The sequence below is a fragment of the Streptacidiphilus fuscans genome, assembly GCF_015690355.1.
Lineage (GTDB): Bacteria > Actinomycetota > Actinomycetes > Streptomycetales > Streptomycetaceae > Streptacidiphilus > Streptacidiphilus fuscans.
Window position 1 is genome coordinate 145,610 of sequence record NZ_JADPRT010000016.1, and the last position, 14,225, is coordinate 159,834.

General features: G+C 73.3%; 10 protein-coding genes, 1 tRNA gene and 1 pseudogene. 2 read left to right on the plus strand and 10 right to left on the minus strand.

Annotation, left to right across the window (positions count from 1 at the left end; translation table 11 throughout):
* Window positions 1-27: 27 nt before the first annotated feature.
* Window positions 28-99, plus strand: a tRNA-Cys gene (locus I2501_RS31020).
* A gap of 8 nt (window positions 100-107) precedes the next feature.
* On the opposite strand, the gene I2501_RS31025 is transcribed toward I2501_RS31020, so the two are convergent.
* The 7 genes and pseudogenes from I2501_RS31025 to I2501_RS31055 form a co-directional block, all read right to left on the minus strand.
* Window positions 108-1,010: an NADH-ubiquinone oxidoreductase-F iron-sulfur binding region domain-containing protein gene (locus I2501_RS31025; RefSeq protein ID WP_196197624.1), complete on the minus strand. Its 903-nt coding sequence runs from the start codon at window positions 1,008-1,010 to the stop codon at window positions 108-110.
* A 224-nt stretch (window positions 1,011-1,234) separates the two neighbouring features.
* Window positions 1,235-3,544 (minus strand): xanthine dehydrogenase family protein molybdopterin-binding subunit, encoded by a 2,310-nt coding sequence (locus I2501_RS31030; protein WP_328806774.1) that lies wholly within the window; start codon window positions 3,542-3,544, stop codon window positions 1,235-1,237.
* 1,684 nt (window positions 3,545-5,228) lie between these two features.
* A pseudogene (locus tag I2501_RS40985) lies at window positions 5,229-5,688 on the minus strand ((2Fe-2S)-binding protein); the annotation flags it as partial.
* A gap of 32 nt (window positions 5,689-5,720) precedes the next feature.
* Complete coding sequence (locus tag I2501_RS31040; RefSeq protein ID WP_196197687.1) at window positions 5,721-6,572, minus strand: FAD binding domain-containing protein; 852 nt, start codon at window positions 6,570-6,572, stop codon at window positions 5,721-5,723.
* Window positions 6,573-6,834: 262 nt separating this feature from the next.
* Window positions 6,835-8,478: a beta-N-acetylhexosaminidase gene (locus I2501_RS31045; protein ID WP_196197625.1), complete on the minus strand. Its 1,644-nt coding sequence runs from the start codon at window positions 8,476-8,478 to the stop codon at window positions 6,835-6,837.
* An 86-nt stretch (window positions 8,479-8,564) separates the two neighbouring features.
* Entirely contained in the window at window positions 8,565-8,852 is a 288-nt protein-coding gene (locus I2501_RS31050) for a DUF3039 domain-containing protein (protein ID WP_196197626.1), read from the minus strand.
* A gap of 66 nt (window positions 8,853-8,918) precedes the next feature.
* On the minus strand, window positions 8,919-9,497 hold the full coding sequence (locus tag I2501_RS31055; protein WP_196197627.1) for a YqgE/AlgH family protein: 579 nt from the start codon (window positions 9,495-9,497) through the stop codon (window positions 8,919-8,921).
* A 282-nt stretch (window positions 9,498-9,779) separates the two neighbouring features.
* Here I2501_RS31055 and murA point away from each other — a divergent pair, with 282 nt between their 5' ends.
* Window positions 9,780-11,114, plus strand: coding sequence for a UDP-N-acetylglucosamine 1-carboxyvinyltransferase (gene murA / locus I2501_RS31060; RefSeq protein ID WP_196197628.1), 1,335 nt, complete (start codon window positions 9,780-9,782; stop codon window positions 11,112-11,114).
* A 72-nt stretch (window positions 11,115-11,186) separates the two neighbouring features.
* On the opposite strand, the gene I2501_RS31065 is transcribed toward murA, so the two are convergent.
* The 3 genes from I2501_RS31065 to I2501_RS31075 all read right to left on the minus strand — a co-directional run bounded on the left by I2501_RS31065 (window position 11,187) and on the right by I2501_RS31075 (window position 14,205).
* On the minus strand, window positions 11,187-11,957 hold the full coding sequence (locus tag I2501_RS31065; protein WP_196197629.1) for a GNAT family N-acetyltransferase: 771 nt from the start codon (window positions 11,955-11,957) through the stop codon (window positions 11,187-11,189).
* A 105-nt stretch (window positions 11,958-12,062) separates the two neighbouring features.
* Window positions 12,063-12,344 carry an HU family DNA-binding protein gene (locus I2501_RS31070; protein WP_196197630.1) on the minus strand — a complete coding sequence of 94 codons (282 nt, stop codon included), beginning with the start codon at window positions 12,342-12,344 and terminating at the stop codon, window positions 12,063-12,065.
* 415 nt (window positions 12,345-12,759) lie between these two features.
* On the minus strand, window positions 12,760-14,205 hold the full coding sequence (locus I2501_RS31075) for an NAD-dependent malic enzyme (RefSeq protein ID WP_196197631.1): 1,446 nt from the start codon (window positions 14,203-14,205) through the stop codon (window positions 12,760-12,762).
* Window positions 14,206-14,225 lie beyond the last annotated feature (20 nt).

Sequence of the window (14,225 nt, forward strand, 5' to 3'; positions counted from 1 at the left end):
GTAACGTCGTTCTCGCAAGCACAACTCGCCCGTGTGCCCGAGTGGTTGAGGGAACCGCCTGCAAAGCGGTTTACGCCGGTTCGATTCCGGTCATGGGCTCTGCGCCGTCACGTGGACGGCAGTACGGACGCGCCGCACCGCCCTGCGGCGTGCGCCTCGAACTCCTGCGGGAAGACGGCCAGCGCGCTGCGCAGCAGCCGTGCCGCGTCGGCGGCGTGACGGCAGTGGCCGCGCGCGTCCGACTGGGTCGACCAGCGCACCACCGCGTCGAACGCCGCCGGCCGGGTCAGGTCGGAGAGTGCGGAGACGATCCGGGCCAGGTCGACGCGGCAGCTCCGCTCCTGGAGCCGCAGCAGCCGCAGCGTCTCGTCCACCCCGCAGAGCCCCTCGGGGAACGCGGTCAGCACACGCGGCTCGCCCACCGGCACGCCGAGGCTGCCCGTCTCCCACCGCGCGGCCAGCGCCCGCTCCGTGGCGACCCAGGTCCCGCGCGAGCCACCCACCAGCACGGCCTGGGCGCTGCGCGCCGCCCCGCCGAGGAGCGTCCGCACGGGCGTCCCGACCGCCGTCTCGACCACCTGCGGCAGGGTCTCCCCCGCGTGCACGGTGCAGAGCACGCTCCCCGGCGCGTCCGGCGTCCCGACCGCCCGGAACCAGGCCGCGCCGTACCGCGCCAGCAGCGCGATCTGCGCGAGCGCCTCGGCGGGGAGGGCGAGGACGGGCGCGGCGGCGGTCCGGTGCAGCGCGGTCGTGACGTGGTGCAGGCCCTCGTCGACCAGGCGCGGGGAGCGCCGCAGCAGTGTCTCGCTGTTCCGACAGTCCGGGTCCCCGTCCCCGGCGACCACGACGACACCGCGCGCGGGCCGCGCCACCGCGAGCGCGAGCCCGTCCAGCCCGGCCTCGCCGAGCAGCCCCGGCAGATCGTCCAGGTCGGGCACCGGCCCGTCCACGGCGTCCGTGGCGAGGAGCCGCGGCAGGGTCACCCGGTGCGGGAGGGTCGCGACGGTCATGTGGCTACTTCTTCCGGGCGACCACGACGGTCCCACCGGTCGGCGTGAGCCGCCGGAGCGGGGCCTCACCAGGGCGCTTGGTTGCTGCAGTGAGGATCATGGTGGTGCTCCCGTCGTTCGTTGACTACAGGAACACCGTGCACGTCCGGAATGAGAGCGTGATGAGCAGAGGGCCACATTTGCGCTAAGAGGTTGTTGCGACCTCCGGGGGCACAAGGTGACCGCTACTGCACCCAGACGTCCTCGGGACAGATCGGCAACCGCGTGACCGCCATCCCCGTCGCCGCCCGCACCGCCGACGCCACCGCCGCCGGGGCGACGACCGCGCTGGCCGCGCCGACCGCCTTCGCGCCGAAGGGGGCCACGACGTCGTGGTCCTCGATCAGCGCGGCGACGCGGATCTCCGGGGCGTCCAGGGCAGTCGGCAGGCGGTAGCCGACGAAGGACGGGGCCAGCAGGCGGCCGTCGCCGACCGCCAGGTCCTCCATCAGGGCCAGGCCCAGACCCTGCGTCACGCCCGCCTCGATGCGGGACTCGATCTGGCGCGGGTTCAGCGCGTGGCCGACGTCCTGGGCCGCGGTGACCTCGACGACCCGGACCGTGCCGAGCTCGATGTCGACGTCCACGACGGCCCGCATCGCGCAGAAGCCGATGCTGACGAACGCGTCGCCCTGGCCCGTCTCGGGGTGGAGCGGCTCGGTCGGGTGGGGGCGGCACTGGGCCGTGGCCCACAGGTCCTTGCCCTCCAGCGCCTCCAGCACCGGCATGCCGAGCACACCGTCGTAGGAGGTGATCCGGCCGTCCTTGATGCTGAGCAGCTCCGGCGACATCGCGAACCGTGCCGCCAGCGGCTGCAGCAGCTGCTGACGTACCATCAGCGCCGCCCGCTCGACCGCGCCGCCCGCGACCCACGTCTGCCGTCCGCGCGCGGACGGGCCCGCCGCCGGCTGGTCGGTGTCGACGGGGGCGATGTAGACCTCCTCGACCCCCAGGATCTCCTGGACGATCTGCTTGGCCAGCGTCGCGAAGCCGGAACCGGGGTCGACCGCCGCGCAGATCACGGAGGCCTGCGAGCCGGTGACCCGGACCGACGCCGTGGCGACCTCGTCCGTGCCCTCGATGCCGAGCATGTGCACCATGCCGACCGCGTATCCGATCCCGCGCCGCACCGCGGCCGGGTCGCCCGCGCCGCCGGGGCCCTCGGGGAGCAGCCACTCCTCGTCCGGCTGGTCCACCGGCAGCGGCGGGAGCGGCTCGTCCGCGACGGCGTCGAGCAGCTCGCGCACCGGTGCGGGGCAGGTGACGGACTGGCCGGTGGGCATCAGGTCGCCGGTGGCCATGACGTTGCGGCGGCGGATCTCCAGCGGCGTCAGGTCGAGCGCCGCCGCGAGGCGGTCCAGCTGCGACTCGTACGCGAAGCAGACCTGCAGCGCGCCCTCGCCGCGCATCCGTCCGGCGGGCGGGTTGTTGGTGCGCACCGCCCAGGCGTCGACGAAGACGTGCGGGACGACGTACGGCCCGGCCGCCATCGCCGCGGCGGCGGCCAGCACCTCGCTGGAGACGTCCGCGTAGGCGCCGCCGTCCAACAGGATCTGCGCCTCGATCTTGACCAGGCGGCCCTCGGCGTCGGCGTGGTGGCGGTAGCGCAGCAGCGCCGGGTGGCGGTGCGGGTGGGTGAGGAAGGACTCCTCGCGGGTCAGCGCCATCTTGACCGGGTGGCCGGTGCGGATCGCCAGCAGCGCCAGCATGGACTGGAAGCCGAGGTCGTCGCGGTCGGTGGTGGCGCCAGGGATGCCGCTGACGACCAGGCGGACGCGGTCCGGCTCGATGCCGAGGCAGGCGGCGGCGCGGTCCCGGTCACCGTGCGGGTCGGTCGAGGCGACGTGCAGCTCGACGCCGCCGTCGGGGCGCGGCACGGCGAGCCCGGCTTCCGCGCCGATGGGCGCCGGGTCCTGACGGCCCACCTGGTACATGCCCTCGACGACGACGTCGCCGACCACGTCCGGGTCGCCGAAGCGGATCGGCAGCTGGCGGAAGATGTTGCCGTCCGGGTGCAGCGGCGGGGCCTGGAACGCCTGGTCCGGGTCGGTCAGCGCGGGCAGTGGCTCCCACTCGACGAGGATCGCGGCGGCGGCCAGGCGCGCGGTGTCGGGGTGGTCGGCGGCGACGGCGGCGTAGGGCTCCCCGTGGTGGCGGACCACGTCGGCGGCGAGCACGGGACGGTCGGCCACGACGGGACCGGTGGGCGCGCCGTTGTGGCTGCCGTCCGGACCGGTCGGGAGGTCGTCCGCGGTCAGCACCGCGTAGACGCCGGGGACGGCGAGCGCCGGGCCGGTGTCGATGCTCTTGATCCGCGCGTGCGCGTAGGGCGAGCGGGCGAGCGCGCCCCAGAGCAGGCCCTCCGCCCAGAGGTCGGCCGCGTAGGGGAAGACGCCCATCGCCTTGGCGGCGGCGTCCTCACGCACCGGCGACACCCCGATGCCCGTCGGGGGCTTCGGCGCCTCGGCGGTGTCCGGCTGGGCACCCGCCGCCACGGCCGCGCCGGCCGCCGGGGTGATCAGCAGGCTGCCGATCGCCCCACCGGTCGCGCTGCCGGGCGCGCCCGCAGGCACGGTGGTGAGGTTGGTCAGGGTCTCCTCGCCGGTCCCGGCGGTGCCGCCGGTGCCGGACGGAGTGGAGGGGGTGGTCACGAACCGCTCTCCTGGCCGTGCTGGTGGGGCAGGACGTACACGCCGGTGGCCGGATCGGGCGCGCCGGGCCCGTGCGCGCCGAACTCGTCGGCCGCGAACTGGCCGGTGTCGTGGTGGCCGCCGGTGTCGAACTGGCCCGTCTGGTAGGCGGACGCGTCGAACTGGCCGGTCGGGGACTGCCCCGGCTCGAACGCACCGGCCTCGAAGTGCCCGGTCTGGAACGCGCCCGCCTCGAACGTGCCCGTCTCGTAGCCGCCGTTGCCGGTCTCGTAGGCGCCGGTCTCGTACTGGCCCGTCTCGAACTGGCCGCCGCGGAACGCGCTCGCGTCGAACTGGCCGGTCTGGAACTGGCCCACGTGGAACTGTCCGGTGTCGAACTGCCCGGTGTCGAACTGCCCGGCCGGGTACTGCTCGTACGCCTCGGGTTGCTCGTACACCTCGGCCTGCGTGGCCGCCGGTGCCGCCGGGGGTGCGTCCACGGCGACCGCGCCCGCCGCACCGTGGGCTGCCGCGCCGTCGGTCGCCTCGCCGCGCTGGACGTCGATCCGGAAGGCGCCCGTACTGTCGGGGTTCAGGCCCGCGAACGCGCCGAACGCGCCGTTGTCCTGGACTCCGTGGCCGTCGGCGGCCTGGTGGTCGACGCCGTGGTGGTCGACGGCCTGGCCGTCGGCACCCGTCGCGCGCTGGCGGTCGGCGATGCCCTTGGCCATCAGCCCGGCGCCGAGCACCGCGCCCACGCGCCGCGCGCCGCCCTCCGCTTGACCGGCCGGGAGGCTCTCCGCCGCGGGCGGGCCGCCCTGACCGGGCGTGCGCAGCGATCCGGCCGCGCCGTGCGCGTCCGCGCCGTCGGCCCGGCCCGCGAACGACGCCTCGAACGAACCGCCCTGGTACGCGGCTTGGCCGACGTGGCCGTCGCCGCCGTGGCCCGCGTCCGGATAGGTCTCGCCGTAGCCCTCGTAGCCGTAGCCGTCCTGGCCGGCCCCTTGGTACGCCGCCTGGTCGTAGCCGCCGTGCTGCGCCGGGACGTCCGCGCGCACCTCGGTGTGCAGGTCGGTGTGCAGGTCGGAGTCGACGTAGACCGGGAGTTCCGCCTCACCGTCGCCCTCGCCGTACCCCTGCTGCGCGTACTCGGCCCCGGCGGTGTACTCGGCACCCGCCTCGCCGTAGCCCGGGTACTCGGGGACCGGGTACTCACCGGCCGGGTACTCCGCACCCGTGTACCCGCCGGCCGCGTACTCGGCGCCCACGCCCGCGTCCGCGTAACCCGGGTACTCCGGTGTCGCGTACTCCGCCTCGGGCGCGGTCGGCACGGGCGGTTCGGGCATCGACTCGGCGAACGGCTCGGCGAACTGCCCGGAGAACGGCTCGGTGGCCTCCCCCGGAATCGGGAGCGGGACCAACTCCTCGACCGGAGAGGCCGCCTCGACCACTCCCTCGACCGGTCCGTCCCCGAAGAATCCGGAGTCACCGCCGCTCGTCGCCGAATCCGGCGACTCCTCGTCCGCCGCGTCGGCCCGCGACTTCGCGCAGGTGCGGACCGCGGCCAACGCGCCCTGGTAGCCGGTGCAGCGGCACAGGTTGCCGCAGAGGGCCTGGCGGGACTCCAGTTCGGTCGGGCGGTGGTTGCGCTCCAGCAGGTCGTGCACGGCCATGGCCAGGCCCGGGGCGCAGAACCCGCACTGGACCGCGCCGCTCTCGGCCAGCGCCTGCTGCACGTCGGACGGGATGCCCTCCTCGGCCAGCCCCTCGACGGTGCGGACCTCCACGCCCGCCGCCAGCGCCGCCGGGACCAGGCACGCGGCCGTCAACTGGCCGTCCACCTGTACCGAGCAGGCGCCGCACTCGCCCTGGTCGCACCCGCTCTTGGCCCCGGCCAGCCCGAGCCGCTCGCGCAGCACGTAGAGCAGGCTCTCGCCGATCCAGGCGTCCGCGACCGGACGCTCGATGCCGTTGACCCGGAGCGTGTACGAGGCGCGCGGCGAGTCGTCGCCGGACCCCAGCGGGGATGTCAGATAGTCCGTCACGTCAGCGCCCTCCCGAGTGCGCGGCGGGCCAGTACGGACACAGTACGCCGCAGCCGCTGGGCCGCGGGGTCGGGGTTGGCCGGGAGGCCCGACTCGGCCTCGGCGTCGGGGACGCAGGCGGAGGCCACGTACTCGCCGAACGCGGCGGCCACGCCCGGATCGACGGTGCGTTCACCGTCCCAGTCGATGCAGCCGGCCACCCACTGCTCGGCCTCCAGCGGCCGCAGCGGCACAGGGGCGACCGCGCCGACCGCGCAGCGCACCGCGCGCCGGGCCGGGTCCAGCACGAGTGCCACGGACGCCGTCGCGCGAGCGGGACCTGTCCGGCCGGTGGACTTCAGGAAAACCTGGGGTGCATGGAGCAGCGGAACTCGGACAAAAGCCAGCAACTCGCCCGAACGCAACGGGTCCAGGCCGGTCAGCAGATGACTGACCGCCACCTCGCGCGCGCCGTCCGCGCCGATCAGGGTGAGGGTGGCCTCCAGCGCGGCCAGCACCGGCAGGGTGTCCCCGGCGGGGTGGGCGCTGATGATGTTGCCGCCCAGCGTGCCGACGTTGCGGACCTGCGGCGGCCCGACGGTCCTCGCCGCCTCGGCCAACGCCGGGATCAGGGCGGCGAAGTCGGGACGGGCCATGCGCGCGTGGGTGAGTCCGGCGCCGAGCAGCGCCGCGCCGTCCTGGTACTGCCAGCCTCTGAGCTCGGTGATCCGCCCCAGCCCGAGCAGCGCCGTCGGGCGCAGCAGACCGGCGTTGACGGCACCCATCAGGTCGGTCCCGCCCGCGACCGGCACCGCGCCGGGCGACGCCGCCACCGCGCTGACGGCCTCGTCCAGCGAGGCCGGGAGCATGATCGTCTGGTTCACTCGTGTCCCACCGTGCTCGGGCTGCTCACACCGCCACCCTCCTGGCCGTACGGTACGTGCAAACGCACCTGCTGCGCACCCTCCTCGTGGCGGCGTGGGGCACCACTCTGGCACACACGGGTCAACGTGAGGTGACGGGTCACCCCCGGTCCCGCCCGAGGGTGACCCATGGCGCGTCCCCGCCCGAAGTGCCCACCAGCAGTGCTAAGACCGCACCTTGTCGCTCGGGCGGATGTCACTCGGGCGGTTATCCCTCGGGGGTGGCGTCGTTGGGGCGACCGAGTACGCCGGGGCGGCGCTGCCAGGGGTGCGGGCCGTCGGCGGGACGGTACTCGACGCCGAGCGCGTCCAGCCGGGCCCGGTGCGTCTCCATCCGCGCGGCGAACCCGGCGTAGTCGCGGGCCGCGGGCTCGCGCGGCAGGTCGGACCAGGCGACCTCGGCGAAGGCGGCCAGCCTCGGGAAGGCGTGGTAGTCGACCGCGCGGACGTCGTCCATGAACTCGGCCCAGAGGTTGGCCTGAGTGCCGATCACGTGCCGGGCGGCCTCCGCGTCCTGACGCAGCTCCGGTGGCAGCGGCTCGAAGCGGTACACGTCCTCCAGCGTCCGGACATAGCCGACCGGCACCGGCTCGTCGGGGCTGCCGGACTCGCGGTGGTCCAGGTAGACGTGTTCCTCGGGGCACATCACGACGTCATGTCCCGCCTGCGCCGCGGCGATTCCGCCCGTGTACCCGCGCCAGGACGACACCGCCGCCCCCGCCGCTAGACCGCCCTCCAGAATCTCGTCCCAGCCGATCAGCCGTCGTCCGCGCGCGGCCAGCCAGCGGTCGAAGTGGCGGATGAACCAGCTCTGCAGCTCGTCCTCGTCGGCCAGGCCCTCCTGCTTGATCCGGGCCTGGGCGGACGCGCTGGCCCGCCACTGCTCCTTGGGGCACTCGTCGCCGCCGAGGTGGACGAACGTGCTCGGGAAGATCTCCAGGACTTCGGTGAGAACGTTCTCGTAGAAGCGCAGCGTCGCGTCCTCGACGTTCAGCACGTTGGGGTTGATGCCCCAGTCGGTGAAGGTGCGGAGCTGCGCGGTGTCGACGACGTCGTGGTTGCCGAGCTCGGGGTAGGCGGCGATGGCCGCCTGCGAGTGGCCGGGGATGTCGATCTCGGGGACCACGGTGACCTGCCGAGCCGCCGCGTAGGCGACGATCTCCCGCAGGTCGTCCTGGGTGTAGAAGCCGCCGTGCGGGCGGTCGTCGCGGCGGTTGCCGTCGCGGAAGCCGACCATCGAGCGATCCCGCCAGGAGCCGACCTCGGTCAGCCGGGGGTAGCGCGCGATCTCGACGCGCCAGCCCTGGTCGTCGGTCAGGTGCAGGTGCAGCACGTTGAGCTTGTGCGCGGCCAGCAGGTCGACGTAGCGCAGCACGTCCGCCTTGGGCAGGAAGTGCCGGGCCACGTCCAGCAGTACCCCCCGCCAGCCGAAGCGCGGCGCGTCGAGGACGGTGACGTGCGGCAGCGCCCAGCCCTCACCGTCCTCGCGCCGGAGCGGCGAGCGGCGGTACGCGTCCGCGCCCAGCAGCTGGCGCAGCGTCTGGGCGCCCCAGAACAGGCCCGCCGCGCTGCCGCCGTCCAGTCGGACGCCGTCGGCGTCGACGGTGAGGCGGTAGCCCTCGGCCTCCAGGGCGTCGTCGAGCGCGAGCCGGATCCCGGAGCCGTCGCCAGCGCCGTCGCCGGCGACAGCGGGCAGCAGCGGCAGGCCGGTGGCCGCGCCGAGCTCGGCGCGCAACCAGGCGGTCACCCCCTCCGCACCGGGAGCGGCGGAAAGCGGGGTGCCGGGCGTCAGCGCGAACGCGCCCGCAGCTGCGGGCTGGGCAAGTGACAGCGGCGCGGGGAGTAGGTGCATGGCGCCCATCCTGCCGCGCCGCCGTCACCCGGAACAGTGCGCGACGGCCGGATCGTCAGGAACCTTTACGGGTCCCGATACGACTCCTACTTGCCCTTGTCACCCTTGTCGCCCTTGCCGCCACCGACGTCCATGCCCTCCCAGATCTCCTTGCAGAGCGGGCAGACCGGGTACTTCTTGGGGTCGCGGCTGGGCACCCAGACCTTGCCGCAGAGCGCGACGACGGGGGTGCCGGAGAGGGCGCTCTCCATGATCTTGTTCTTGTCGGCGTAGTGCGCGAAGCGCTCGTGGTCGCCGTCGCCGTGGGAGGTCTGCGGGACCTCCTCGATCAGAGTGCCGGTTCCGAGGCCGCGCTCGGGCTCAAGGGTGCTCATGCCGGCCAAGTCTAGTTCGACGGCGCGGGAGCAGACCGGTGCCCCGCGTCGGCTGAGACGAACGGCTCAGTTCAGCGTCGGGTCGTCCGGGTACGTCGCCACCAGGGCCAGCTCGCCGCGCTGGCGCCGCAGCACCGCGCGCCAGAGCCGCTCCGGGTCCGGGGAGGAGACGTCGCCCGGCTCGGAGTCCACCACGTACCAGGCGCCCTCCGTCAGCTCGTCCTCCAGCTGGCCGGGGGCCCAGCCCGCGTAGCCGGCGAAGACGCGGAGCGCGCCCAGCTCCGCCGCCAGCAGCTCCGGCGGGGCCTCCAGGTCGACCAGCCCGATCGCGCCGTGGACCCGTCGCCAGCCGAGCACGCCGTCGTCCCCCTGCTCCCCCGGCACCACCGCCAGGGCCAACGCGGAGTCCAGGCCGACCGGTCCGCCCTGGAACACCACCGCGGGATCGCCCGCGAGGTCCGCCCAGACGTCCAGCACCGAGCCGACCTCCACCGGCGTCGGCCGGTTCAGCACCACCCCGAGACTGCCCTCGGCGTCGTGGTCCAGCAGCAGCACCACGGCCCGGTCGAAGTTCGGGTCGGTCAGCGCGGGCGTCGCCACCAGGAGGCGGCCGGTGAGCGGGACGGGCTCCGTCATGGCAGACATGATCCCGCACCTGAGGCGCTCCGGGCATTCGAACGCGTCCCTCGGGGGCGCGTACGGGCTCCCACGAGGGGCGCGGGACGGTTCGTCTGAGACCTTGCCCACAGGCACCCCGACCCGCTAGCACCGCCCACACGCACTCCCGCCAGCGACGCGGCGTCTTCACAGCGATTCCACGACAGCAAGGAACCGCTCCGGTGACCATTACCATCTCTCACGGTGCCAGCACCCTTGTGCACCTTCCTGTCCGTTTGAGCTCCACGACCACCCCAGGATCGCGAGAACATGACCGACGATGTCCTGATCGTCCACGGCGGTACACCGCTGGAGGGCGAGATCCGCGTCCGCGGAGCCAAGAACCTTGTGCCCAAGGCCATGGTGGCCGCGCTGCTGGGCCATGAGCCCAGCCGGCTCCGCAACGTGCCGGACATCCGCGACGTCAAGGTGGTCCGCGGCCTGCTCCAGCTGCACGGGGTCATCGTGCGCCCGGGTGACGAGGAGGGCGAGCTGGTCCTCGACCCCACGCACGTCGAGAGCGCCAACGTCGCCGACATCGACGCCCACGCGGGCTCGTCCCGGATCCCGATCCTCTTCTGCGGCCCGCTGCTGCACCGTCTCGGCCACGCCTTCATTCCGGGCCTGGGCGGCTGTGACATCGGCGGACGCCCGGTGGACTTCCACTTCGACGTGCTGCGGCAGTTCGGCGCGGTCATCGAGAAGCACCCGCAGGGCACCGTGCTCAACGCCCCGCAGCGGCTGCGCGGCTGCAAGATCGAGCTGCCCTACCCCTCGGTCGGCGCGACCGAGCAGGTGCTGCTGACCGCCGTCCTCGCCGAGGGCGTCACCGAGTTGCAGAACGCGGCCATCGAGCCGGAGATCGTCGACCTGATCTGCGTGCTGCAGAAGATGGGCGCGATCATCTCGATGGGCACCGACCGGACCATCCTGATCACCGGCGTCGACCGCCTGGGCGGCTACAACCACCGCGCCCTGCCGGACCGCCTGGAGGCGGCCTCCTGGGCCTGCGCCGCGCTGGCCACCGGCGGTGACATCTACGTCCACGGCGCCCGCCAGCTGGAGATGATGACCTTCCTCAACACCTTCAGGAAGGTCGGCGGCGCCTTCGCGGTGGACGACGAGGGCATCCGCTTCTGGCACCCGGGCGGCGAGCTCAAGGCCATCGCCCTGGAGACGGACGTGCACCCCGGCTTCCAGACCGACTGGCAGCAGCCGCTGGTCGTCGCGCTGACCCAGGCGTCGGGCCTGTCCATCGTCCACGAGACGGTCTACGAGTCGCGGCTCGGCTTCACCTCGGCGCTGAACCAGATGGGCGCGCACATCCAGCTCTACCGCGAGTGCCTGGGCGGCACGCCGTGCCGCTTCGGCCGCCGCAACTTCCTGCACTCGGCGGTCGTCTCCGGCCCGTCCAAGCTCCAGGGCGCCGAGCTGGTCATCCCCGACCTGCGCGGCGGCTTCTCCTACCTGATCGCCGCGCTGGCGGCCCAGGGCACCTCGCAGGTCCACGGGATCGACCTGATCAACCGCGGCTACGAGAACTTCATGGACAAGCTCCGCGCGCTCGGCGCGGACATCGAGCTCCCCGCGGAGGCGACGGTCTGACGACCGCTCCGCTCCCGCACGCACACGACGCGCCGTCCGGCTCCGGGCGGCGCGTCGTGTTTTGGCTGATGTTCAGACCCGGTAGCGGGTGAAGACGTGCACCCGACCCACCTGGACGAAGCCGCGCCGGGCGTACCAGTGCTGCGGCCAGTCGTCCGGGTCGGCGAGCAGGAAGAACAGGTCCGCGTCCGCGGCCCGGTGCAGGGCGGTGGCGAGGACGACGTCGGCGTACCCGCGCCGGGTGTGGGCGTCGGCCGTCACCAGGTCCTCGAACTGCGCGACCTCCCCCGACCGGTAGAGGTCGGCCCAGGACGCCGCGTCGCCCGCCTGCCGGACCCCGAGCAGGAGCACCTCGTCCGCGCCGCGCAGCCGCGCGCTCCTGCGGTCCACCAGCTGACGGACGGTCTCCTCCGGCTCGTGCGGCATCCAGACCCGCGTCTGCCGGGTCAGCGCCGACCGCACCTCGTCCAGCGTGAGCTCCTCGGCGGCCCGTACGGGCTCCGGACGCGGGCCCTGGTGGATCATCACCACCTCGGCGCCGCGGGCGTATCCAGCGGCCGCCAGCGGCCCTGCGCAGGCCTCTCCGTGGCGCTGGGACAGCACCGTGATCCGCCGATGCCCCGCACCGGCGAGCAGTTCGTCCGCCAGCGCGGGCAGTGCGGCGGGGTCGGGGGTGCCGTCGACCACCAGCTGGTTGTGCTCGTGCGAGCCCGCGTAGGCCGGGTCCCGGACGGCGAAGCCGCCCTCGAAGTCCTTGCACACGGCCGCCTGCCGCCGGGCGAACCCGGCGAGGAAGGCGGTGGCCCGGTCGAACTGCTGCTCGGCTGACGTCGGCGCTGACATCCGCTCAGTATGCATACGTCCGCTGCACCGGTCACCGGAAATACAAGCGAGCCGGCCACCCCGCTGACGCGGAGTGACCGGCTCGTGCTGCTTGACGCCCAGGGCTCACTTGCCCTTGGCGGCCTCCTTGAGCTTGGAGCCCGCCGAGACCTTGACGCTGTAGCCGGCCGCGATCTGGATCGGGTCACCGGTCTGCGGGTTGCGGGCGGTACGGGCGGCACGGTGGGTGCGCTCGAAGGTCAGGAAGCCGGGGATGGTGACCTTCTCGTCGCCCTTGGCGACGACGTCGCCGACGACCTCGGCGAAGGCGGCCAGGACGGCGTCCGCGTCCTTGCGGGTCACCTCGGCGCGCTCGGAGAGCGCGGCCACCAGCTCACTGCGGTTCATGTGTACTCCATTGTGGTCTGTCGCGTTGCGATCCTCGGCTGCCCCGGAGGACCGCCACCTCGGCTGCCGAGCCGAGCGCCACGGAAGTGGCGTCCCAGCAGGCGAGGGGTGTGCTGAGCACGAATCCTGCCCCCATTCCCGCCGGGAAAGCGAATCCGGCACCCGCGAGAGTCACACGAACAGCGCCACGAACACGCCGTCCGGACTCTCGCCGGACACTCTAGGCGGACGATTCCACACCTTTCGGAACCGACGCGCCGTTGCCACCGTATCGGTTGCTGTGCGTAGTCCCCAAACGTGAAACGGCCATTTCGCGGACGGGGGAACCACGCAATTTGTCAGGGGCGCGGGGCTCTGCTGATCTGCGGCTCCTCCCCCTGCCTTCGGCGGGGGGACCCCCAGCGTGGGCGCGAGGTCAGCCGTGAACGACCGGGATCGCCCCGGTCTCGGTCACCGCAGGGGCCTGCGCCGAGCCCGCCTCGTGGGCGGCCTCGCGGACCGCCGCCGCGACCGTCTTCGCGACGTCCGGGTGGAAGACGCTCGGGATGATGTAGTTGGCGTTGAGCTCGTCCGCGCCCACCGTGCCGGCCAGCGCGCGCGACGCGGCCAGCATCATCTCGGTGTTGACCGTCCGGCTCTGCGCGTCCAGCAGGCCGCGGAAGACACCCGGGAAGACCAGCACGTTGTTGATCTGGTTCGGGAAGTCGCTACGCCCCGTGGCGACGACCGCGGCCGTCTGGCGGGCCACGGCCGGGTCGACCTCCGGGTCGGGGTTGGCCAGCGCGAAGACGATCGCGTCGTCCGCCATCGCCGCGATGTCGTCGCCGTCGAGGACGTTCGGCGCGGAGACGCCGATGAAGACGTCGGCGCCGTGCACGGCCTCCTTCAGCGAGCCGGTGCGGTTGCTGCGGTTGGTGTTCTCGGCGATCCAGCGGAGCGAGTCGTTGAGGTCGTCGCGGCCCAGGTGGACGACGCCCTTCACGTCCGCGACCGTGGCGTGCTGCACGCCCGCCGCCATCAGCAGCTTGAGGATCGCGGTGCCGGCCGCGCCCGCGCCGGACATGACGACGCGCACGTCGCCGATGTGCTTGCCGACCACCTGCAGCGCGTTCATCAGCGCGGCGAGGACGACGATCGCGGTGCCGTGCTGGTCGTCGTGGAAGACGGGGATGTCCAGCGCCTCACGCAGCCGCGCCTCGATCTCGAAGCAGCGCGGGGCGGAGATGTCCTCCAGGTTGATGCCCGCGAAGCCCGGGGCGATGGCCTTGACGATGGCCACGATCTCATCGCTGTCCTGGGTGTCCAGGCAGATCGGCCACGCGTCGATGCCGGCGAACCGCTTGAACAGGGCCGCCTTGCCCTCCATGACCGGCAGCGCGGCCTTCGGGCCGATGTTGCCGAGGCCCAGCACCGCGGAGCCGTCGGTGACCACGGCGACGCTGTTGCGCTTGATGGTGAGGCGGCGCGCGTCGTCGGGGTTCTCGGCGATGGCCATGCAGACGCGGGCGACGCCCGGCGTGTAGATCATGGACAGGTCGTCACGGTTGCGGATCGGCAGCTTGCTGGACATCTCGATCTTGCCGCCGAGGTGCATCAGGAAGGTGCGGTCGGAGACCTTGCCGATGGAGATGCCCTCGATGGTGCGGAGCTTCTCGACGATCTCCTCGGCGTGGGCGACCGAGACGGCCGCGATGGTGACGTCGATCCGGAGCGCCTCGAGGCCGGACGCCGTCACGTCGAGACCGGTCACGGTCCCGCCGGAGGACTCCACGGACGTGGTGATCTGGCTCACCGCGTTGCCGCGGGCCGGGACCTCCAGCCGCACTGTGATCGAGTTGGACACACTGGGGACCGCCGCCATCGACGTTGCCTTCTTCCTGT